Here is a 21,949-nt window from a genome sequence, read left to right as displayed (position 1 = left end):
GTCACCCTAATGGGCCTCCAGCAACGCCTGCCCCACGTACTCGCCCTTTGCCGTCCCGCCGGGCACCGCGAACAGCCCGCTCGACTCGTGACGGATGAAGTCCGACAGGGCGTCTCCCCGGTCGAGCTTGCGCTGCACCGGCACGAAGCCGCGCAGGGGGTCCGCCTGCCAGCAGACGAAGAGCAGCCCGGCGTCCGGCACCCCGTCGTGGCCGATGCCGTCGTGGTACGAGAACGGGCGGCGGACCATCGCGGCGCCGCCGTTCTGGTCGGGCCGGGTGATGCGCGCGTGGGCGTTGATGGGTATGACGAGCTTGCCGTCGGCGCCGGTCTTCTCCAGGTCCGGCTTCGTGGTCTCCGTGCCGCCGGTCAGGGGCGCGCCGTCGGACTTCTTGCGCCCGATGACGTCCTCCTGCGCCTTCCCCGACAGCTTCTCCCAGTCGTCGAGGAGCATGCGGATGCGCCGTACGACGGCGTACGAGCCGTCGGCCATCCAGGCGGGGTCGCCCGAGGCGGGCACGAAGATCCGCTTGTCGAAGTCGGCGTCGGCCGGCTTCGGGTTGTTGGTTCCGTCGATCTGGCCCATGAGATTGCGGGCGGTCATGGGGTGGGAGGTGGCGCCGGGCGAGCGGTTGAAGCCGTTCATCTGCCAGCGCACCCTGGCCGCTTCCCCCGCGTCCCGCTGGACCGCGCGCAGGGCGTGGAAAGCGACCAGCGCGTCGTTCGCGCCGATCTGCACCCACAGATCGCCGTTGCTCCGGGCCTTGTCGAGGTGGTCGGAGAAGAAGTCGGGCAGCGGGTCGAGGGCCGCCGGGCGCTGCTTCTCCAGCCCCGTACGGGAGAAGAAGCTGTGGCCGAAGCCGAAGGTGAGCGTCAGCGATGAAGGACCGGCGTCGCCGGCAACGTCGGTGTCGGAGTCGTCGAGGGCTTCCCCGGCCATCAGCCGCTGGGCGGTGGCCGACCAGCGCCGCATCAGGGCAGCCGCTTCCTTGCGTCCGGCTCCCGGCGCGAGATCGAAGGCGATCAGGTGCCCGCGGGACTGCGTCGGGGTCGTGATGCCGGCCTGATGTTTCCCGTGAAACATCACGCGGTCCGCGCCGAGGGAGGTCAACGACGCGGCGGCGTCGGGGGAGTTCGACGACGCGGTCGCGTACCCTGCGGCGCCGCCCACGGAGCCCAGGGCGAGGCCTGTCGCGCCCGCGGTGCCGAGCAGCCGCCGTCGGGAGATGCCGGAGTCGGTCCGGTTCTCGGAGTCAGCCATGGTGGGGGTCAGCCGATCTTCGCGTTCTTGTTGACGGTCACTTGGTCGATGTCGGATGTGCGCACGGTGATCGCGATCTTCCAGTCGCCCGCCACGGGGATCTGTACGCCGCTCGCGCTCCAGTGTCCGGTGGCGATGTGGTCGGGAACGACCGGCAGGGGGCCGAGCTTCTTCGCGGCGAGGGTGAAGGAGACCTTCACCTCGGGGACGTCGAACGCCTTGCCGTTGGGGCGCTCCACATAGACGTGCATGTCGTTGCTGCCGGTGCGCCCGGGATCCATGTCCAGCAGAAGCGTGCCCTTGCCGTCCTGGCCGCCCGTGTCGAACGGCAGCTTCAGGGAGAGCGGCCCCGACCGCTGGGAGGCCGCAGCGGTGACGGCCTTGGCCTCCTCCTCGGTGCGGCCAGGCTCCGTCGAGGTGAGCACGGTGGTGACGACGAGCAGGACGACGGCGACGCCGGCCTCGGTGAGTACGGAGCGACGCAGTCCGGAGCGGCCCGGGTCGGCGTCCCGTATGCGCTTCTCGCGAGCGGTCGTGAGCGCGGCGCGCTGGCGGGCGAGCTGGGCGGACCGCTTGTCGTCGACGTCGGAGCCGGAACCCGTATCACTGCCGGCACCGGAGCCCGTATCGCCACCGGAACCGGAACCCGCTTCGCCTCTACGCCCTTCCGCGGACGACGACCCCTTCGAAGCGCCGCCGGTAGGTACCGTCACCGCCTCTTCCGACCGTGTGCGCTCCTCGATCACAGTGGTTGCGGCGGCCTCCGGGGCGAGGCCCTCCGACAGGCGTCCCGTCCACTTCCGCGAGATCCAGGCGACGCCGACCAGGACGGCGACGAGCCCGATCTTGAGCAGCAGCAGTTGCCCGTAACGGGTGCCGGTGAGTGCCGACCAGGAGCCGACCTGGCGCCACGACTGGTAGAGCCCGGTCGCGGCCAGGGTGGAGACCGCGCAGAACGCCACCCGGGAGAACCGCCGGACGGCGGTGGCCTCGATCGACGGCGCCCGGTACAGGGCGACGAGCAGGGTGGCGAGCCCGCCGAGCCAGGCCGCCACCGCGAGCAGGTGCAGGACGTCGACGGGCATGGCGAGTCCGGCCTGGATGCCGGTGGAGGCGTGCTCGGCCATCGCCCAGGTGGCGGCGAGACCGGCGGCGACGACCGCGCCGCCGATCGCGAGCCCGAAGGTGAGGTCCTTCTTCTCCTTGGGGTCGGTCCGCTTCTCGTACGCGCCGAAGAGCACGGCGATGAAGAGGGCGGCGGCGGCGAGGAGCAGGAGCCGTGACACCAGTGCCGCGCCCGACTTGGTCTGCAGGACCTGCCCGAGGAGGGTCAGGTCGAAGATGTCACCGACCGCGCCGGACCCTGTGTAGGAGCCGCGCATCAGGAGCATGGCGAGGGTCGCGCCGGTGAGGGTGATCCAGCCGCCCACCACGACCCGCTGCACAGGGCGTACGCCCGCTCCGCGCGGCCAGCAGGCGAGGACGAAGGCCGCGCCGCCGACGGTGAGGATGAACCCCCCGTAGGAGAGGTACCGCGCGACGCCGTAGAGCCCGCCGACGACGCCGCCGCCCGCGGTCTGGTCGGGCAGTGCCGCGGTGGTCTTGGAGGGGGCGCCGATGGAGAAGGTGAACGCCCCGGAGACGGGGTGGCTGTCGGCCGAGACGACCTGGTAGGCGACGGTGAACGTGCCGTCGGGCAGCCCGGAGTGGAGGGGGACGCCGTAAGTCGTGCCACCGAGGTCGGTCGTCTTGCCGGTGTCGACGCGCTTTCCGGCCGGGTCGAGAACCCGTACGGAGCCGGCGGACATGGCGACTTCCTCGGAGAAGGTCAGGGACACCCGTGTGGGGGCCTGCTCGACCACCGCGCCCTGCTTCGGGTCGCTCCCGGTCAGCGCGGCGTGCGCGGAGACGGGCGCGGCGCCGGCGAGGAGGGCGCCGGTGACGGCGAGGAGCAGCAGCAACAGGTGCCGGAAGCGGGGAGCGATGGTCTTCACGAACGGTCAGCCCCTCAGTGCGACGTGTGCGACGGGTGTGACGGGTGTGACTTGTGCGATGCCATCGACGACACCGAGGAAATTGATGCCATCGACGTCACCGACGACCTTGATGCCATCGACGACATCGACGAGTGCGCCGACTTGGCCGCCGGGTTGTAGGTGGCGGCCTTCACGGGGAAGGTCACCGTGACGGTGCCGGACTTGGCGAAGTGCAGCTTCACGGACACCTTGTCGCCCTCCTTCGGCGTCTGCTTGAGATCTTCGAACATGAGGTGGTTGCCACCGCGTTCGAAGTCGAGCTCGCCGTCGGCCGGGACGGGGAAGGACTTCCGCTCCTTCATCACCCCGCCCTTGGTGGAGTGGAGGGTCACCTGCTGGGCGATGGAGCTGGTCACCGAGGTGAGCGTGTCGGCGCCGCCGCTGTTGTGCACGATGAAGAAGCCGGCCGCCATGTCGCCGCCCGCGGGCGCCGGTATGAACGCCCCGCCGACCTTTACCGCGGGCTTGCCGGAGGACGCCGAGGCCGACGAGTCGCCCGAGCCGCAGGCCGTGAGGGCGAGCCCGGCCGCCAGCGCCGTGGCGCCGAGGGCGAGCGGTGTACGCCTCACGGCTGCTCCCCCTTGATGATCTTGGGGAGGTCCTTGGTGTAGTCGTCGACGGTGGCGTCCTCGCCGTACAGGACGTACCCGGCGTCGGTCTTCGGCGAGAAGGCGATGACCTGGGTGCCGTGCATCGAGACGAGCTTGCCGTTCTTGTCCTTCTCCGTCGGCTCGATGGAGATGCCGAGGGTGCGGGCGCTGCCCTGGATGGTGGCGAAGTCGCCGGTCAGGCCGATGAAGTCGGGGTCCTGCGCCTTGAGCCACTTGCCGAGGACGGGCGCGGTGTCGCGGTCCGGGTCGGTGGTGACGAAGACGACCTGGAGCTTGTCCTGTTCGGCCCTCGGCAGTGCCTTCTTGGCGACGGCGATGTTGCTCATCGTCAGGGGGCACACGTCGGGGCAGTGGGTGTAGCCGAAGTAGATCAGCGTGGGCTTGCCCTTGGTCTGCTCGCGCAGGTCGAACTTCTTGCCGTGGGTGTCCGTGAGGACTAGGTCCGGCTTCTTGAAAGGCGAGTCGAGGACGGTCGCGGCCTTGTTCGAGCCGGTCTCGGCGGAGACCTCGGCCACGGGCTTGTTGCTGTCGTCGCCACTGCCGCAGGCGGAGAGGGTGAGCGAGGCCGCGGCGATGAGACCGGCGGCGAGCAGCGTCTTCTTGCGGAGGGCCTGGCGAGGACCTGTGTGCGGGGTCTTACGGGGAGAGCGCATAGAAAAATGTCCCAGATGTGAGGCGGGCCGGTGTGCACCGGGGTCGGCCGGCGGCCACGGGGGGCCGACGTCTGCGCCGGCCCCGGTGCACACCCGCGGCTGGTTCAGCTGTTGGTACGACGGCGTCCCGCGAGCACCCCGAAGGCCACGCCGGCGGCGCCGACGACGATGCCGGCGATGCCGAGGGCGCGTGCGGTGGTGTCGCTGTCGGAGGAGCCGTCGGAGGAGCTGTCCGACGAGGAGGCCGTGGCCGCCTTGTCGTCATCCGACTTGGCGCTGTCGTCGGCCGCGGCGCCGCCGTGGTGGTCCTCGGTCGCGGCCGAGAGCTCCAGGGTGGGCGCCGGGTTCTCCGGCTCCTCCTGGCCCTTGGCCTGCGGCTCGATCCAGCGCACGACTTCCTTGTTGTCGTAGGTCTGGATCGCCTTGAAGACGAGCTCGTCCGTGTCCTCGGGCAGCTGCCCGATGGAGAGCGGGAACTTCTGGAAGAAGCCGGGCTGGATGCCCTTGTCCTTGCCCGAGCCGTCGGCGGTCCAGGTGACCTGGGAGACGGCCTGGTCGATCTTCTCGCCGTGCATCTCCAGCGGCTTGTCGAGCTTGGACTTGGTGACCTTGGCGGTCCAGCCGGGGATGGGCTCGGGCATGACCGAGGCCAGCGGGTGGTCGGTCGGGAAGTTGACCTCGACCTTGGTGGTCGCGGCGTCGTCGCGCTCGTTCGGCACCTTGAAGTTCACGACGGCGTATCCGCCCTTGGCGGCGACGCCCTCAGGCTGCACGCTCACGTGTGCGAAGGCGGGGACGGAGAGCACCAGGACGGCGGACGCGGCGGTGGCACCGACTGCGGCGACGCGGGAAATCTTCTTCATGGCAGAAACCACTCCACTCGGGTTCAGCGAGATCAGGCGAACGGTGAGTGCGCGCACCGGGAACGGGGCACGCGCGCGTGCCGCACGACACTCCTCCGCGCTGAGCGGGAACCCGTGCAGGGCCCCGCGTGGAGTACGTGTGTCGTGTCAGGCAGCGAGACGGAACGCGTCGCCCACGGGCGGGCCGCGCCTGATCACCGAGTGCTGAAGTGCCGTCGTGCGCAGAGGCAGTGGCGCGAGGAGCTCGATGGGCACCACATGGGGCGCCGCTTCCGCAGCCCCGGGCAGACCGGTCCTGAGGGCGCGTACGAGAGCGAGAGCGGCGCGCAAGGAACGGACGAGCGCCCCCTGGGCGACTCCATGCGCCGAGTTCGCCGAGAGGCGGACGAGCCGGCCGAGCGCGAGGTCTCCATGGCGCAGCAGCCAGCCCGCGACGACTGCGGCGAGCAGGTGCCCGAGCAGCATCGGCAGGGACGGCAGCAGTGGCATGGAGGTGACCGCTTCGGTGGCGGTGTGGTGGTGCATGCCCGTTCCGGAACCGGGTTCGACGCCGGCGTCCGACAGGATCTTCTGCGCCTGCGCGGGGCTGATCGCCGCCATGCCGGAGCCGCACATGAGACGGGCCGCGCGCTCCACGACCGAGGGTTCCTGTGTGGTCTGCGCCATCGTCATGGTGCCGTGCTGGCCCACTCCGAAGAGGGTGTGCAGACCGGTCTGACCGACCACGAGAGCAGCGGCGATGCCCGGCAGCGAGCGCTCGCGCCCGGCGAGCGGCGCCGCCACGGCGAACACCGCGAGGAACCCGACGCCCAACGTCCACAGCGGGACGGTGGCGCACGAGGCGAGCACATGTCCGGCCGCGGACAACGCGACGCAGACCGCGGTGAACACCGCGGCCCTCAGCAGCCGGACATCCGTTCCGGTGCGCGCCTCGCGCTGGTGGGGGGCAGACATGGCGGGCTCATCATCGCACTGGGCTTACCCGCCTCATACGGCAGGTCCACAAGGTCCGGAATCTTCCGCCCCGCCCCCTTGAAGCCGACTCCGGACACCGCTGAAGCCGGCTCCGTACACCGCCGCCACCGGTCCGCGCGTCCGCCGTATGGGCGGTATCACGTGAAACACGCGATTGCACAGGGGCCGTTGCGGCAATACGTATCGGTATGTCGAGCCGCGGCCTGGAGGCTGGAGCATGAGCATCTGGTGGTCTCTGCACTTGCGCCGCGAGGCCGCGAGCGTTCCGCTCGCCCGACGCCTGCTGATCGACACCATGGACACCGCGGGCGTGGACCCCGACATCTCGTACGACCTGTCCGTCGCCCTCACCGAGGCCTGTGCCAACGCCGTCGAGCACGGCGGCGATCCGGACCCCGACGATCCGGCGGGCGCGTACCGGGTCACGGCCTACCTGGAGGGCGAGACCTGTCGCATCGAGGTCGCCGACTCAGGTCCCGGCTTCCCGGCCCTGCGCGGCCGCGGCACGACGCTGCTCAAGCCCGCCCCCGACCACGCCGAGCACGGCCGCGGACTCTGTCTCATCCAGGAGCTCGCGGACCACGTCCACTTCGTCAACAGACCGGGCAGAGGCGGCGCGGTGGTCAGCTTCGACAAGGTGCTCAAGTGGCGCGAGGACGCGCCCCTGGTCTCGGCCTGACGCCCTCCGGGCACGAAAGCCAGACCCGTCCGGGCACGAAAGCCAGACTCGTCCCGACACGACACCCTGACCCCCTCCGGGCACGACAGTGGCCGGGCACCGTCACGCCGTGCCCGGCCACTTCGCAAACGCGTCTCTACGCGCGCGTGGTTCAGCCCTTGAGCTGAGCCATCCACGCCTCGACCTCGTCCGAGCGGCGCGGCAGGCCGGCGGAGAGGTTCCGGTTGCCGTCCTCGGTCACGAGGATGTCGTCCTCGATCCGGACGCCGATGCCGCGGTACTCCTGCGGCACGGTCAGGTCGTCGGCCTGGAAGTACAGACCGGGCTCGACGGTCAGGCACATGCCGGGCTCCAGCGTGCCGTCCACGTACGTCTCGGTGCGCGCGACGGCGCAGTCGTGGACGTCGAGGCCGAGCATGTGGCCGGTGCCGTGCAGCGTCCAGCGGCGCTGGAGGCCGAGCTCGAGGACGCGCTCGACCGGGCCCTCGACGAGGCCCCACTCGACGAGCTTCTCGGCGAGCACATGCTGCGCGGCGTCGTGGAAGTCGCGGTACTTGGCACCGGGCTTGACGGCCGCGATACCGGCCTCCTGGGCCTCGTACACGGCGTCGTAGATCTTCTTCTGGAGCTCGGTGTAGCGGCCGTTGACCGGCAGCGTGCGCGTCACGTCGGCGGTGTAGAGGCTGTGCGTCTCGACGCCCGCGTCCAGGAGGAGCAGGTCTCCGGAGCGGACCGGGCCGTCGTTGCGGACCCAGTGGAGGGTGCAGGCGTGCGGGCCGGAGGCGCAGATCGAGCCGTAGCCGATGTCGTTGCCCTCGACGCGTGCGCGCAGGAAGAACGTGCCCTCGATGTAGCGCTCGCTGGTGGCCTCGGCCTTGTCGAGGATCTTCACGACGTCCTCGAAGCCGCGGACGGTGGAGTCGACGGCCTTCTGCAGCTCGCCGATCTCGAACGCGTCCTTCACGAGGCGGGCCTCGGAGAGGAAGACGCGCAACTCGTCGTCGTGCTCGCGGGTGACCTTGTCGGTCAGGGCGGCCTCGATGCCGGCGTCGTGTCCGCGCACCACGCGGACCGGGCCGCTCGCCTCGGCCAGGTGGCCGGCGAGCTCGCGCACGTCGGAGGCGGGGATGCCGTAGACCTGCTCGGCCTCGGCGAGGGAGTGGCGGCGGCCGACCCACAGCTCGCCCTGGCCGTCCAGCCAGAACTCGCCGTTCTCGCGGTCGGAGCGCGGCAGCAGGTAGATCGTCGCGTCGTGCCCGGAGATCGTCGGCTCAAGGACGAGGACGCCGTCCTCCGTCTGGTTGCCGGTCAGGTACGCGTACTCGACGGAGGCGCGGAAGGCGTACTCGGTGTCGTTCGAACGGGTCTTGAGGTTGCCCGCGGGGACGACGATGCGCTCACCGGGGAAGCGCGCGGAGAGGGCGGCGCGGCGGGCGGCCGTCTCGGACGCCTGCGCGATCGGCTCGAGGCCGTGCAGCTCCGTGTCGGCCCAGCCGGACTTCATGCTCTCGGCGAGCTCATCGGACACGCCCGGGTACAGGCCGTTCTTGCGCTGCTTGATCGGCTCGTCGCTCTCGGTCTGAGCGATCTCCGGGTTCTCCGGGGTGAGCTCCTCCGACACGTCTTCCTCCTAGATACGGCCCTGGGATCGGCCTGGGTGCGGCCTGGGTACAACGATGGACCCCCTCCATCGTACGGTCGTACGGAAGGGGGCCCAGGGCCGGAAGACCTGTTACATCAAGGGCTACGGGCTGTACCGCCCCGGTCACCGGATCACTTGAAGCGCGCGGCGAGCAGCACGACGTCCTCGTCGCTGTCGGCGGCGTCGAGCCCGTCCGGCAGGACGGTGTGCAGGACGTGGTCGGCGATCGCGCCGGGGTCGTCGCGGATCGTGCGCGGGACGCCGGCCGCCGCCGCGTGCAGACGGGCGAAGGCGCGGTCCATGGGGTCACCGGTGCGGTGCAGCAGTCCGTCCGTGTACAGCAGCACGGTCTCGCCGGGCTCCGGGCTGAACTCGACGCTCGGCGCCTCCCAGCAGGCCAGCATCCCGAGCGGCGCGGACAGCGACGTCTCCACGAACTCGGTGCGTCTCTCGCCGATGACCAGCGGCGGACTGTGCCCGGCCCCGGCCAGGACGATCTTGCGCAGGGCGGGCTCGCAGTACGCGAAGAGGGCGGTGGCGCTGCGCGCGGGCTCGGTCAGCCGGAGCAGCAGCTCCAGATCGGACAGGACGGCGACGGGGTCCTCGCCCTCCATCACCGCGTACGCCCGCAGGCTGGCCCTGAGCCGGCCCATCGCGGCGACGGCGCTGGCCCCGGAGCCGGTGACCGAGCCGACGGCCAGGCCGAGCGCGCCCTCGGGCAGCGGCAGCGCGTCGTACCAGTCTCCGCCGCCGCGCGGGCCCGTGCGGTGCCGGGCGGCGAGCTGGACGTCCGCGACCCGCGGGAGCCGCGGCGGCAGCAACTCCTCCGCGATGGTGCGGGACTTGGTGCGCGCCCGCTCCAGTTCGAGCAGGCGCGCGAGGTGTTCGGTGGCGTAGCGCGTGTACAGACCGACCAGATGGCGCTGGCGTTCGACGGGCTCGGCGGGCTCGTCGTAGAGCCACACCGCGGCGCCGAGCCGGCCCGCCGCCTCGGTCGCGAGGGGCAGCGCGAAGCTCGCGGCGTAGCCGAGCCGGGCGGCGACCTCGCGGTGGCGCGGGTCGAGCCCGTCCTCGGACAGCAGATCCGCGTGCACCTCGGGCTCGCCGGTCGCGTCCGCGCGGTCGAGGATCCTCCCGTACGAGGTCGCGCCGCGCGGCACCGTCTCGATGTGGCCGAGGTCGGCGCGGGCGAGGCCGAGCCCGACGGTGGTGGCGGGGCCCAGACCGTCGGCCGGTTCCAGGACGACGAGTCCGCGGCGTGCGCCGACAAGGGCGGCACCGGCGCGGAGTACCTCGTGCAGGGCGTCGTCCATGACGGCCGTCCTGGCCAGGCGCTCGGTGAGTTCGTGCAGCGTGGTGAGGTCGGAGACCCAGCCGGCGAGCCGGTCCTGGATCAGCGCTCCGGGGGCGCCGGGGGGTTCGGGGGCTTCTGGCGCTCCAGCGGAGGAAGGGGGCGCGGGCGAGGGTGACGCGGGCGCGACAGTGTGTGCCGGTGGGGGAACCGTTGAATCGATTCCAGCCACTTTCGGAAAGTGTGGGGCTGTCATGGCGTCCGGCTTTCCGACCGGTGCGTATTGCTCAATAGCATCGCAAACCCCCATGTGATTCTGCGCCGCCAGCAGTGTCTCCACATCTACACGCACCGATGAGGGGATGTCCAGCATTGTCCTGCCGGGATTCCTGGTGTCCAGGAGGCCAGTGCGGCATTAGTGATCTCTGATCGAACTTGGCTGAAAAGTGCCTCGGGTAAGGGCGTATTGCGGTCGACTGGCATTGTTCGACAGAGCGTCACAGCGGTCGTGATGGGTACGTACTCGGAGAAGGCCAGGGGCAGTTGGGATCGACCCGGAACCTGGCGACGGACCCGGACGTCCTAACCACCGACGACCGTGCCCCATCCTCCCGCGGCGGAGACGGCGAGTAACACGCGCGACGGCAAACGCCAGGCGCCGCCACCCCACGCCAGGCTTTTCAAGTACGCGGCCGGCGCTCGGACTATAGGGGTTCCCCTGCTCAAGGCTGGGGTGCGGCGCTCTCAGTACGTACGCTCAGTGAAGTGTTCGACACACAGTGCGATGTGGCCCACAGCGTTCTCTTCGGTCTACGGAAAGGAACGAGCGCTCATGCGCGAGATCCTCGGAAGGCGACGCAGGCTCCTGTCCAGGCGAAACAACGGGAAGTCTGATCAGTTCAGCGCGGCCCTGACCTTCGCGACCGCATGGCAGTGGCCCGTTCTCCCGGGCGTGGGGCTCGTGGGGGCGGGGCGCCGTGACGGCGTCAGCTGTGCCTGCCCCGACCCGGAGTGCACGGTGCCCGGCGCGCACCCCTTCGACCCCGGGCTGCTCACCGCGACCACGGACGAGCGCATGATCCGCTGGTGGTGGACCAACCGTCCGACGGCGCCGATCGTGCTGGCCACGGGGGCCGGTGCGGGCGCGAGCGGCGGCCGCGCACCCTGCGCGGTGAGCCTCCCCTCGGTCGCCGGAGCCCGCGCCCTCAAGGCGCTCGACCGCACGGACATCAGGCTCGGCCCGGTCGTCGCCACCAGGGACCGTCTCTTCATCCTCGTGGCGCCCTACTCCATGGAGCAGCTGGGCGAGCTGCTCTACGCCCAGGACTGGGTGCCGGGGTCCCTGCGGTTTCACGGCGAGGGCGGCTATCTGGCACTGCCTCCGTCCGACACCGGCCTCGGCCAGGTCCGCTGGGAGCGCGCACCGCTGCCCGGCTCCGCGGCGCCCTGGGTGCCCGATGTGGAGGCCGTGGTGGACGCGGTGGTGGATGCCCTCACTCGTACGGGTGTGAGCGCGCCCGAGTTGTAGGGGAATTGGGCGCGCGGCGAGGGGTGCGAAGGGGCGGCGCCGATATCTTCGGCGCATGCCCTCCCCCTTCCCCAAGCTCTCGACCAGCCTCGAGCAGGGGAGACCCCATTCGCGCCTTCGTCTGCTCGGTCTTCTCGCGGTCGTGGTCCTGACCGTTCTCCTCCCGCTGGCGGGCGCGTCCGCGGGCCCCGTCGGCGATGCGGCCGCGGAGGACAGCCTCAACTCCGGCGAACTGCCCACGGGTAACGCCGACAGCGCCGACAAGGTCGACGACAAACCGGGTGCGAGCGAGAGCGACATGGCGGACACCGCGGCGACGGATGCGGCGGGCAAAGCGCGCCGGTCCCACGGGCGGCCGCCGGGTACTTCCGTCCTCGCCGGTCTCGGTATCGCGACGACGGCACGGTGCGGACCTGAACTCGCCTCTCCCGACGGCATCGAGGCGCAGACCTGCGTACTGACCCAGGGGCGGGACACGTGGGCGAGGACCTACTACAGGAACGCGACAGGGGGGCCGCTGAGTTCCGTCCTGACGCTGATGGCTCCGGCGGGCCGCACCGTACAGATGTATTGCGTGGTGGGTGCCCAGGACGAACCGGGGACGTGTGACACGCCTCGGGAGCGCACTTCGGGGGAGGCGAGCGCCTACTCGGCGGTGGCGGAGTTCGCGGGAGCCGGGGACGCTGGGCCGCTGCTGCTCAGGTCGGGAAGCAACGCGCCGACGCCGCCCGGACGCTGAGCGAACGGGACGATTTCCCGGGCGCAGGCCCACGGGGAAGTCCCGGAAAAACAAGGACCCGGTTGCTGGCGACGGGGGATGCACCAGCAACCGGGCTACTCGAACGGTAACAAGAGATCGGCTGTTAGCAAATTCGATCTCGGCTATTCGTATGCGGATTTACCTGCCGCTACGGGGAGTTGTGACCGGAGTCACCCGTTCTGAGGGCTCCCTGTGGCTGACCGGTCGGTCAGCTGAGCGTCACCTGTCGATTGGTGAGGCCGCCGCGTGCCCGGCGCTCTTCGACGGTCAGCGGCGCCTCGGAGGCGAGGGCCGCGGCGAGCCGCTCGGCGAACTCGGCGGCCGGCTTCTCGACATCCTCGGCACTGACCCCGGTGGGCAGGTCCCAGACCGGAACGGTCAGGCCGTGCGCCCGGAACGAGCCGACCAGGCGCGTGCCCTCGCCGAGCGAGGACGTGCCGGCCGCGTGCAGCCGGGCGAGCGCGTCGAGCAGCTGCTCCTCGGGGTGCGGCATGACCCAGCGCAGGTGGTTCTTTTCGGGCGTCTCGCACCAGTAGGCGCCTTCGACACCTGACAGCTTCACGGTCGGGATGGCGGCCGCGTTGGCGCGCTCCAGGGAGGCGGAGACCTCCGGGCTCGCGTTCTCCGAGTCGGGCACCCAGAACTCGAATCCCGTGTGCACGACCGGCTCGAAGGCGGCCTCGGGGTCGAGCAGGTCCTGCAGACGCGGGCCGTCGGCGGGTGCGCGGCGCGCCTGCACCGGCGTACCGGGCTCGGCGGTGAGCGCGCGCTGAAGGGTGTCGGCGAGGTCGCGGCTCAGGTCGCCGGACGAGGTGTCGTTCTGCAGGCCGATCAGGACCGAGCCGTCGTCGCGGCGCAGCGCGGGCCACGCCATCGGAAGCACCGTCGCGAGCGTCACGGAGGGAACGCCGTCCGGCAGGCTCTCCTTGAGGGTGAGCGGCACCGTCGCTGCGGGCACCAGCTCGCGCAGCGCGATCCAGTCACCCTCTCCCACGAGACCGTCGAACGGGCGCTGCACCAGCTCGGTCACCGCGTGCGCGGCGGCGCGGCCGTGGCAGGCCTTGTAGCGGCGGCCACTCCCGCAGGGGCAGGGCTCACGGGCGCCGACGACCGGGATCTCCCCGCTGCTGACGTGCGACTTGCCCTTGGTCTGGGGGCGCTTCTTGGCCATCTTGGGTGTCTCCCGGTTACGGCTCTCGTACGTACGGGCGCGAGCCTAGCCCCTTGTACGGTCGGGGGCGGGGATCAGGCCGGGTCGTCGGGCCGGAGCGGGATTCAGCCCAAGTCGTCGAAGGCGTCCGCGAAATCGAGGTCGGACATGCTCGCGGGCGCGCGGCTCGCCACGCGCGTAGCGAAAGTGCCCTGCGCCTGTGCTTCGCTTTCGGAGCGCACGTCCTTCTGCACGACCACCCAGACGGTGACTTCACCGGGGGCGTCGTCACGTACGCCCCAGTCGTCGGCAAGAGCCGAGATGATGTTGAGCCCGCGGCCGCCGTGCGCGGTGACCGAGGGCGTGGCCGGAACCGGGCGGGTCGGACCACCACCGTCCGTCACCTCGACGGTGAGACAGCCCCGCGTGTCGACCCTCCAAGCGGCCCGGACGTCGCCGTCCCCGGCCATGTCGTCGCCCAGCGGCCTGCCGTGCCGGCAGGCGTTGCTCAGCAGTTCGGACAGGATCAGTACGGCATCGTCGATGACCGCTTCCGAGACCCCGCCGACGCGCAGCTGATCACGCATCCGGTGTCGTGCTTCGCCCACGCCCGCAGGGCCATGGGGTACGGCCATGCTCGACGACGTGGGCACCTCCTGTGCCACCACCAACGCCACCCCCGAGACCTCCTTTGCCCCACGCCACGGTGTGGATGCCCCAATGGACTGGACCGGAAACCGGCCAATCCACGCTCAGTGACGCACTCGTAACGATCGAATACGGAGCGAACGCGCCGGAGCACTCCCTGTGAGGGAAGTGGCCGGATTTAGCCTCTTCCGAGCTGACGCAGAACCGCGCGGGGACGGTTGGTGATGATCGCGTCGACGCCGAGGCCGACACACAGGTCGACATCCTCCGGCTCGTTGACCGTCCACACGTGCACCTGGTGGCCCGCCCGCTTGAGCTTCTCCACGTACCCGGGGTGGCTGCGCACGATCCGGATGCCCGGGCCCGCGATCGATACCCCCTTGGGGAGGCGGCCGTCGCGGTGGCGGGGCGAGACGAACTGCATCAGGTAGACCGTCGGCAGGTGGGGGGACGCTACCTGCACGCGGTGCAGGGAGCGGGCCGAGAAGCTCATGACGCGCACCGGGGACGGCGTGTCCGGCGCTCCGGTGGGGGCGTCGAGGCCGAACCGCTTGAGGAGCATCAGCAGGCGTTCCTCGACCTGGCCGGCCCAGCGGGTGGGGTGTTTGGTCTCGATGGCGAGCTCCACGCGGCGGCCCGCGTCGGCGACCAGTTCGAGCAGGCGCTCCAGGGTCAGGACGGAGGTGTCCTCCCAGTCCGGGCCCTCCGTGCTGGTGCGGCCGGCCTCGCTGTTCTTCCAGGAGCCGAAGTCGAGTGCGGCGAGATCCGCCAGTTCCAGGGCCGATACCGCACCGCGTCCATTCGACGTACGGTTGACGCGGCGGTCGTGCACGCAGACGAGATGGCCGTCCGCGGTGAGCCGTACATCGCATTCGAGGGCATCGGCACCGTCCTGGATGGCCCTTCTGTACGCGGCCAGCGTGTGCTCGGGAGCCTCGTCGGAGGCTCCGCGGTGGGCGACGACCTGGATCTGCTGCTGTCGTGCGAGGGTCACCGCGTCATGGTGCCATCGCGAGGCGCAGGGCCGCCCAGGGGATGCGTCCGTTTCGCCCGGCGTAAAGGATGGCACCGGACACACAGGAACGCCTTATGGTGCCCTGACGTCCCGTGGGAAAAGCTGACCGCATACAAACAGCAATGCCGATGGAATCAGCTGGTACAGCCGTGGATCGAGGAGAAGAGCTGTGAGCACCGAGAACGAGGGCACTTCAGTACCCCCGGCCCCGTCCGCACCTCCCGTGCCGGTGGAATCTCCCGCTACTCCCGCACCCGCCGGTTCCGCACCACCTCCGGAGCCCGCCGACGCGCCCACTGCGGTGATCCCGCCGGTCGAGGGCGCGGCGCCGGGGGCGCACGAGGGTCCCGGCGCGGCCTCGGGGGCTGCACCGGGACTCGGCGCGGCCTCGGGGGCTGCGCCGGGACCCGGCGGGCAGGACGAGGCCGCGCACGCGGCCTCGGGTGGCTGGCCGCCTCCGCCGCCCGCCGTTCCGCCGTACGGGGACGGCGGCGGCGGGGGTCACCACCCCTGGGGCGCCTCCTACCAGGCTCCGGAGCCCACACCGGGCCGTCGGCGTGGCGGTCTGCTGGCCGCGGTGGTCGCGGCGGCCCTGATCGCGGGCGGTGTCGGCGGTGGCATCGGCTACTGGGCGGCCGAGCGCAACGACGACGGTGGCGCGGATTCGACGACGGTCTCCGCCTCGGACAACCCGGCGGGCTTCAAGCGTGACGCGGCCTCGGTCGCCGGCATTGCGGCGAACGCGCTGCCGAGCACCGTCACCATCGAGGCCGAGGGCAGCGACGGCGAGGGCGGCACCGGCAGCGGCTTCGTCTACGACACGCAGGGCCACATACTCACCAACAACCACGTGGTGGCCTCCGCCGCCGACGGAGGAAAGCTTTCGGCCACGTTCTCGAACGGCAAGAAGTACGACGCCGAGGTGATCGGCCGCGCCCAGGGCTACGACGTCGCGGTCATCAAGCTGAAGAACGCCCCGTCGAACCTGAAGCCGCTGCAGCTCGCCAACTCGGACAAGGTCGCCGTCGGTGACGCGACCATCGCGATCGGCGCGCCCTTCGGCCTGTCGAACACAGTGACCACGGGCATCGTCTCGGCGAAGAACCGCCCGGTGGCGTCCAGCGACAGCTCGGGCAGCAGCAAGGCGTCGTACATGAACGCGCTGCAGACCGATGCCTCGATCAACCCGGGCAACTCCGGCGGTCCGCTGCTCGACGCGCGGGGCGCGGTCATCGGCATCAACTCGGCGATCCAGCCCGCGAGCAGCGGCGGTATCGGAGGCTCCGGTCAGTCGGGTTCCGTCGGCCTCGGTTTCGCCATCCCGATCAACCAGGCGCGGAATGTCGCCAAGCAGCTCATCAAGACGGGCGAGCCGGTCTATCCGGTGATCGGTGCCTCGGTCGCGCTGGACGAGCAGGGTGACGGCGCGAAGATCACCGAGCAGGGTGCGGGCGGCTCGTCCGCGGTCACGGCGAACGGTCCGGCGGACAAGGCCGGCCTGAAGCCCGGCGATGTCATCACCAAGCTCGACGACTCGGTGATCGACAGCGGTCCGACCCTGATCGGCCAGATCTGGACGCACAAGCCGGGCGACACGGTCAAGATCACGTACAAGCGCGGCGGCGCGGAGCACACGGTCGACGTGGTCCTCGGTGAGCGCAAGGGCGACAGCTGACCGAACTCCCGGCCGAACCCGCTACCCTGGTCCTCGCTCCGCCGGTCGCCGGCGGAGCGAGGGTGGGTTGCCCGAGCGGCCTAAGGGAACGGTCTTGAAAACCGTCGTGGCGCGAGTCACCGTGGGTTCAAATCCCACACCCACCGCGCAGGTTGAAGGCCCCTGACCAGCAATATCGGTCGGGGGCCTTCGTCATGCACGGTGCCTGCCGGTGACCGCGATTCCCCGTGAGCCCCCCGGTCTGTCGGGCACGGGAGGGGCACGCGGGTTCGCCGACCCTGCGCCTGACTTCCGTGCGGATACCGAGCACTACAGAGGCGAACAACAGCGCAAACCCCAGCACATCGCAGATCACGCATGCCGCGAAGGGCGCCGAGAGCAACCGCGGCAGTCCACGTGAGATCTCCAGAAGCCCAAGCCCGATCAACAGCCAGATGCCAAAGGCTCGGTGGCGAGTCCGGCGGTCCCGGCGTATCGGAAGATCTTGCGGAGTTGTGGCAGGCGGCCAGTAGTCGCTACGACATCATCCTGCGCTCGGGTGGCGGACAGGCGGCGGTGGGCATCACCGCCGCCTCCTGACACTCGCGGGGCCCTGTGGGTCGCCCGCAGCGACAGTGAGACCCTGCATTCGGCCGGCGAGCACGGACCCGCACGCGCCGGCCGGTGAGGGAAGGGACAGCATGCTGGAGCCCGTGGGTCTCACGGCCGCCGAGGCCGAGATGTACCGCCTGCTGATCGTCGCCGAGGCGGCCTCCGCCGAGGAGATCGCCGGCCGCTCGAACCTCGGCGTCCCGGCTGCCCGGCGCCTGCTGCTCGCCCTGGAGGACAAGGGGCTGGCGTCCGCGGTGGAGGACAGTCCCGGCTGGTACTCGGCCATTCCCCCGGAGACGGCCCTCGTGCCGCGGCTGCAGCGCCAGTCCGACGCCCTGGAGCAGACCCGGGCGGCCATCCACGATCTGGTGGAGACCTACCGCCGCAGCGCGCAGGCCTGGAGCGGGTGCGACGCGATCGAGATCATCAGCGGCGCGGCCGCGCTGCGGCAGCACCTGCGCCAACTTCAGGACGGCGCGCGTCACGAGATGCTGTGGTTCGTCAAGGCCCGGTACCTGGCCATGCCCCCGGAGAGCAACCAGGAGGAGTACGACGCGCTGAACCGTGGCGTGCTCTACCGGGCCCTGTACGAACAGGAGTACTTCGACGACCCCAGCGCGGTGGACAACGTCGTCGCCGGGGTACGCGTCGGCGAGATCTCCCGCGCGGTGCCGCGGCTGCCGCTGCGCATGGCGATCGCCGACCGGTCGGTGGCCGTCCTGCCGCTGAACTCCGCGGACGCGCCCGGCAGCCCTCGCAGCCTCACGGCGGCGCTGGTGCGGCCGAGCAGCATGCTGGACGCGCTCGTCGACCTGTTCGAGCACTACTGGGAGGTCGGTGCCCCGCTGCGGGTGACCGAGGAGGGCGGAATCGGCGGTGCCGGTCCCGAGGACGCGGCGTCACCGGCCGGGGAGGACCGGCACCTGCTGTCCCTGATGGTCGCCGGCATGACGGACGAGACGATCGCCGGGCAGCTGCGCGTGAGCAAGCGCACCATCCAGCGTCGCATCCAGGGCCTGATGAACCTCGCGGGCGTCGCCACGCGCATGCAGCTGGGCTGGCACGCGGCGCGCCGCGACTGGCTCTGAGCACCGCGGCCGCGGCCGTACCGCGCACCGGGCACAGCGGAGGGGCCCGCCGGAAGGATCCGGCGGGCCCCTCGGTGCCGTCGGCGCTATTTCAGCAGGTAGGCCTTGATGACGGTCTGCTTGAAGGAGTCGCCCGCCGCGTCCTTGACGTACGTGCGCAGGCTGACCGATCCGCCCGCGGCGCGGCGCGGGCTGTCCACGGTCACGGTGCGGTGCGTGCCGGACCCCTTGACGGCGGTGGACTGCCACGTCCTGCCCTCGTCGTAGGAGACCTCGACGGTGACGGCGCGGATCGGTGACTCGGCGGCGCCGACCGTGCGCTGGATCAGGACCGGGATGTCGAGGGCGCGTCCGGCCCTGGCACGGTTCCACTCGTCCAGTTCCGGCGACATGCGCACCGCGTACAGCGGCAGCGCCTGGCGGGTCGCCGTGGTCTGCGACCGGAACTGCCACTCGGCCCGAAGCTTCGTGGAGACGGAGCTGGGAGCGCGGTCACGGTCCACCGCGAACGTCAGGCGGTAGTCGGCGGGGGTGGCGTCGGCCGGCACCTGGGCCAAGCCCCAGCTGTGGGGGACCAGTTCGCCATTGCGCCGCAGCTCCACCGTGGGCATGCCGGTCGTCGTGTCGCCCACCAGGTCGAGGTCTCCGTTGGCGGCGAACTGGAAGGCGTACCACATGTCGTCGCCCTCACGGAAGGTGTTCATCCCCTCGGGCGAGAAACCCACGGCCTGGACTCCGCCGTTCCAACGCTCCTCGACCTTGGCTCCGGCCTTGTAGCCGTGCAGGGCACTGAGATAGCTCTGCCCCGTCTTGCTCGGATCCAGGAAGCTGTTCTGGTCGAAGGCCGTCTGCCACCGCAGGCCCTCGGCCGCCGAGAAGTAGTCGACGCGCCGGTTCGGAACCGGCAGTCCTTCCATCGACTGTCCGCCGAACCGGACGTTGTCGACGTACATCCAGACGATGCGGGTAGCGGTGGTGCCGGGCGCGGTGGCTGCGAACGTGGTGTTCACCGTGGCCAGTTCCGACTTGCGGGGACGGTACCCGGGATCGGCCGGGATGGCGCCGTGCACCGGCCGGCTCAGGTAGTACACGGACGAAGGGTTCCCGCCGTCGGCGGCGAGCTCGTTCCAGACGGTGCTGACCAGGTAGGTGAACTTGGAGTCCTTGAACCGCGCCGTCGGAGTCGCGTACACGCCCTCGATGTGGTCGCTGCCGATCGCGTTCGCCATGGTGACGGAGAGCAGCTGGTCACCCAGGCTGATGGTGCCGACCTCGGCCGACGCGATGCGCGCGGTGCGGCTCGGAGCCGAGACGGTGACGGGCCTGGCCGTCCGGGCGTCGATGGTCTCCTTCTGGTCGGTGGTCATCACGGCCTTCGGCACGCCGACCACGGTGGCCTCGGTGAACGCCCCGTCGAAGAAGAAGCCGGTCACCGAGTAGGTGTCGTTCGGCAGCCGCAGCACGGTGCTGCCCTGGCCGACCAGTTCCTGCTCGTAGGTCCTGCCGTCGGCGGAGTTGACGAGCAGGTCGGCGTAGTCGGGGGCGGCGCCCGAGCGGCCCTTCAGGGTGATGCGGAGATCGTGCGACGGCTGCTCGAGGTCCATGCCGAAGGGAACGCGCACCGAGATCTTGCCGTCCGCGGTGGCCGCGGTCACCACACCGCTGTAGGCCACGTAGGCCGTCGTGGCCTCCGGGGTCACGGTGAACCTGACGTCCGCCGTACCGTGCGCGGGCACGGTGACGGTGTCGTCACCGAGCTGGAACAACCCCTCGGGGGCGGGCCGGTCCAGCCTGCCGGTGCTCGCGTGCTGCGTCACGTGGAGGGTGAGGGGCTCCGCGCCGGGGTTGCGATAGGTGATCGTCTTGGTCACCGGCGGCCGCTTGCCGTCGGTCCAGCGGACCAGCCCGAAGTCGAGTCCGGTGGGCTCGGCGGAGACCTCCTGGTCGACCGCCCGGGCGACGTCGACGCGCCCGGCGCCCTGGAAGTAGGCGCCGTGCTCCTTGGCACCGGTCGCCGAGTGCATCAGCTGGCGCTTGACCTGCTCCGGAGTCCAGTCGGGGTGCTGCTGGAACAGGATCGCGGCCGATCCGGCAACGTGCGGCGTGGCCATCGAGGTGCCGCTCATCGCCACGTAGCCGTCGTCGGCGTTGGTGCCGCCCGCCATCGCGCCGACGACGTTCACGCCGGGGGCGATGGTGTCGGGTTTGAGACCGGAGTCGCCCGTGCGCGGACCGACCGAGCTGAAATCGGCGCGGTCGTCGTCGGCCTCGGAGGCACCGACGGCCAGCGCCCGGTCGGCGGAGGCGGGCGAGGAGACCTTGCTCCCCGAGCCGTTGTTGCCCGCGGCCGCCACGACCAGGGTGCCGTAGTCGCGGGTGACGGTGTCGACCACGGCCTCGATGGCGTCGGTCTCCGGGGTGTCGATGTCGCCCAGGCTGAGGTTGATCACCTTGGCGCCGTGCTGGGCGGCCCAGGCCAGGCCCTCGACGATGGCGGAGTCGTCGCAGTTGCCGTCCATCGTGCAGACCTTGCCGAACAGGACCTGCGCGCCGGGTGCCACGCCCTTGTACCGGCCGTCGGAGGCCGCGCCGGAACCGGCGATGGTCGAGGTCACATGGGTGCCGTGGCCGTTCAGGTCGTCGGTGTTCGGCTCGCCGGTGAAGTTCGCGGATTCGGCGACCAGGCCCTTGAGGTCCGGGTGATTCGGGTCGAACCCGGTGTCGAGCACCGCGACCTTGACCCCGTCGCCCTTGTAGCCCAGCTCCCAGGCGTGGGGGGCTCCGATGAGCGGCGCCGTGCTGTCGAGCTGCACCTTGGCGTGTCCGTCCAGCCAGACCCGGCTCACGCCCGCGCCGAAGGACTTGGCACCCGCCGTGGCGGGGGCGATGCCCGCCCAGAACGCGGGGGCGTCCCTGCGGCTTTCGCTGAGCGCCGCGAAGGAGGTGCCGGATACGGGTCGGACCTCGTCGGCCCCGGCGGCTGTGAGCCGGCTCTTGGCGGAACTCGCGTCACCCGTGTACTGGACGATCAGCGGCAGGCTCGACCGCTCGGCGTACTTGCCCTTGACCAGGGCCGACACATTGAACAGGGCCTTGTCGAGGCGGCCCGCGGCGAGCAGCGGCAGGGCGTCGGCGGGTATCACCGTCCAGTCGTGCCCCTGCTGGCGCTTGACGAACATGATGTGCTCGCGGCCCTTGGCGGGCTCGACCGAGACGCTCTGCCGCCCCGAGGTGTCCGTCTCCAGCGTGACCCGGTCGCCTGTGACGAGGGTGACCTGGTGTCGGGAGACCATCGGCGTTCGGGCCGGCGTTGCCCCGCCCGGCGCGCCCGCGCCGCTCCGTCCGGTGTCCGGAGTGAGGTCCCGGGCCGCGGCGGGGGCGACGGTCAGTCCGGCCAGCAATGCCACGAGGGCGGCGGTGGCCGCGGCGGGCCGCGACCTGGGACGCCGTACCCAGGGGCGCCACCTGCTGTTCATGTCTCTCA

At 70.9% G+C, this 21,949-nt stretch carries 17 protein-coding genes and 1 tRNA gene; 6 read left to right on the top strand and 12 right to left on the bottom strand.

Features of this window, described 5'->3' with window-relative positions; genetic code table 11:
- Positions 1-6: 6 nt before the first annotated feature.
- The 6 genes from efeB to CG723_RS32935 all read right to left on the bottom strand — a co-directional run bounded on the left by efeB (position 7) and on the right by CG723_RS32935 (position 6,377).
- Positions 7-1,260 (bottom strand): iron uptake transporter deferrochelatase/peroxidase subunit, encoded by a 1,254-nt coding sequence (gene efeB, locus CG723_RS32960; RefSeq protein WP_100597162.1) that lies wholly within the window; start codon positions 1,258-1,260, stop codon positions 7-9.
- 8 nt (positions 1,261-1,268) lie between these two features.
- Positions 1,269-3,254, bottom strand: coding sequence for a copper resistance CopC/CopD family protein (locus CG723_RS32955; RefSeq protein WP_100597161.1), 1,986 nt, complete (start codon positions 3,252-3,254; stop codon positions 1,269-1,271).
- A gap of 14 nt (positions 3,255-3,268) precedes the next feature.
- Positions 3,269-3,865 (bottom strand): copper chaperone PCu(A)C, encoded by a 597-nt coding sequence (locus CG723_RS32950; protein WP_100597160.1) that lies wholly within the window; start codon positions 3,863-3,865, stop codon positions 3,269-3,271.
- Positions 3,862-4,560 (bottom strand): SCO family protein, encoded by a 699-nt coding sequence (locus CG723_RS32945; RefSeq protein ID WP_100597159.1) that lies wholly within the window; start codon positions 4,558-4,560, stop codon positions 3,862-3,864. Before CG723_RS32945 ends, CG723_RS32950 begins: the two co-directional genes overlap by 4 nt.
- A gap of 104 nt (positions 4,561-4,664) precedes the next feature.
- Positions 4,665-5,423 (bottom strand): YcnI family copper-binding membrane protein, encoded by a 759-nt coding sequence (locus CG723_RS32940; protein WP_100597158.1) that lies wholly within the window; start codon positions 5,421-5,423, stop codon positions 4,665-4,667.
- 147 nt (positions 5,424-5,570) lie between these two features.
- Entirely contained in the window at positions 5,571-6,377 is an 807-nt protein-coding gene (locus CG723_RS32935) for a hypothetical protein (protein ID WP_100597157.1), read from the bottom strand.
- A 238-nt stretch (positions 6,378-6,615) separates the two neighbouring features.
- On the opposite strand from CG723_RS32935, the gene CG723_RS32930 reads away from it, so the two are divergent.
- Positions 6,616-7,077 (top strand): ATP-binding protein, encoded by a 462-nt coding sequence (locus tag CG723_RS32930; protein WP_100597156.1) that lies wholly within the window; start codon positions 6,616-6,618, stop codon positions 7,075-7,077.
- Positions 7,078-7,228: 151 nt separating this feature from the next.
- Here the strand turns inward: CG723_RS32930 and CG723_RS32925 are convergent, their stop codons facing one another.
- A complete protein-coding gene (locus CG723_RS32925; RefSeq protein WP_100597155.1) occupies positions 7,229-8,698 on the bottom strand; it encodes an aminopeptidase P family protein in 1,470 nt (489 codons plus the stop codon).
- Between the two features lie 152 nt (positions 8,699-8,850).
- Entirely contained in the window at positions 8,851-10,383 is a 1,533-nt protein-coding gene (locus CG723_RS32920) for a PP2C family protein-serine/threonine phosphatase (protein WP_100597154.1), read from the bottom strand.
- Positions 10,384-10,842: 459 nt separating this feature from the next.
- Here CG723_RS32920 and CG723_RS32915 point away from each other — a divergent pair, with 459 nt between their 5' ends.
- Both CG723_RS32915 and CG723_RS32910 read left to right on the top strand, forming a co-directional pair.
- Entirely contained in the window at positions 10,843-11,538 is a 696-nt protein-coding gene (locus tag CG723_RS32915) for a bifunctional DNA primase/polymerase (RefSeq protein WP_100597153.1), read from the top strand.
- A 55-nt stretch (positions 11,539-11,593) separates the two neighbouring features.
- Positions 11,594-12,277 (top strand): hypothetical protein, encoded by a 684-nt coding sequence (locus tag CG723_RS32910; RefSeq protein ID WP_100597152.1) that lies wholly within the window; start codon positions 11,594-11,596, stop codon positions 12,275-12,277.
- Between the two features lie 229 nt (positions 12,278-12,506).
- Here CG723_RS32910 and CG723_RS32905 read toward each other — a convergent pair whose 3' ends face one another.
- The 3 genes from CG723_RS32905 to CG723_RS32895 all read right to left on the bottom strand — a co-directional run bounded on the left by CG723_RS32905 (position 12,507) and on the right by CG723_RS32895 (position 15,090).
- On the bottom strand, positions 12,507-13,469 hold the full coding sequence (locus CG723_RS32905) for a DUF5926 family protein (RefSeq protein WP_100597151.1): 963 nt from the start codon (positions 13,467-13,469) through the stop codon (positions 12,507-12,509).
- 104 nt (positions 13,470-13,573) lie between these two features.
- A complete protein-coding gene (locus CG723_RS32900) occupies positions 13,574-14,125 on the bottom strand; it encodes an ATP-binding protein (RefSeq protein WP_442802612.1) in 552 nt (183 codons plus the stop codon).
- 149 nt (positions 14,126-14,274) lie between these two features.
- Complete coding sequence (locus CG723_RS32895) at positions 14,275-15,090, bottom strand: glycerophosphodiester phosphodiesterase (protein ID WP_100597149.1); 816 nt, start codon at positions 15,088-15,090, stop codon at positions 14,275-14,277.
- A 190-nt stretch (positions 15,091-15,280) separates the two neighbouring features.
- On the opposite strand from CG723_RS32895, the gene CG723_RS32890 reads away from it, so the two are divergent.
- The 3 genes from CG723_RS32890 (at position 15,281) to CG723_RS32880 (ending at position 18,465) form a co-directional block, all read left to right on the top strand.
- Positions 15,281-16,786 (top strand): S1C family serine protease, encoded by a 1,506-nt coding sequence (locus CG723_RS32890; protein WP_100597148.1) that lies wholly within the window; start codon positions 15,281-15,283, stop codon positions 16,784-16,786.
- Between the two features lie 61 nt (positions 16,787-16,847).
- Positions 16,848-16,932, top strand: a tRNA-Ser gene (locus CG723_RS32885).
- 534 nt (positions 16,933-17,466) lie between these two features.
- On the top strand, positions 17,467-18,465 hold the full coding sequence (locus CG723_RS32880) for a helix-turn-helix domain-containing protein (protein ID WP_100597147.1): 999 nt from the start codon (positions 17,467-17,469) through the stop codon (positions 18,463-18,465).
- Positions 18,466-18,551: 86 nt separating this feature from the next.
- On the opposite strand, the gene CG723_RS32875 is transcribed toward CG723_RS32880, so the two are convergent.
- On the bottom strand, positions 18,552-21,941 hold the full coding sequence (locus CG723_RS32875) for a S8 family peptidase (protein ID WP_159032609.1): 3,390 nt from the start codon (positions 21,939-21,941) through the stop codon (positions 18,552-18,554).
- Positions 21,942-21,949 lie beyond the last annotated feature (8 nt).

The sequence above is a fragment of the Streptomyces sp. CB01635 genome (genome assembly GCF_002803065.1).
GTDB lineage: Bacteria > Actinomycetota > Actinomycetes > Streptomycetales > Streptomycetaceae > Streptomyces.
This window is presented reverse-complemented; position numbering and strand designations above follow the sequence as displayed.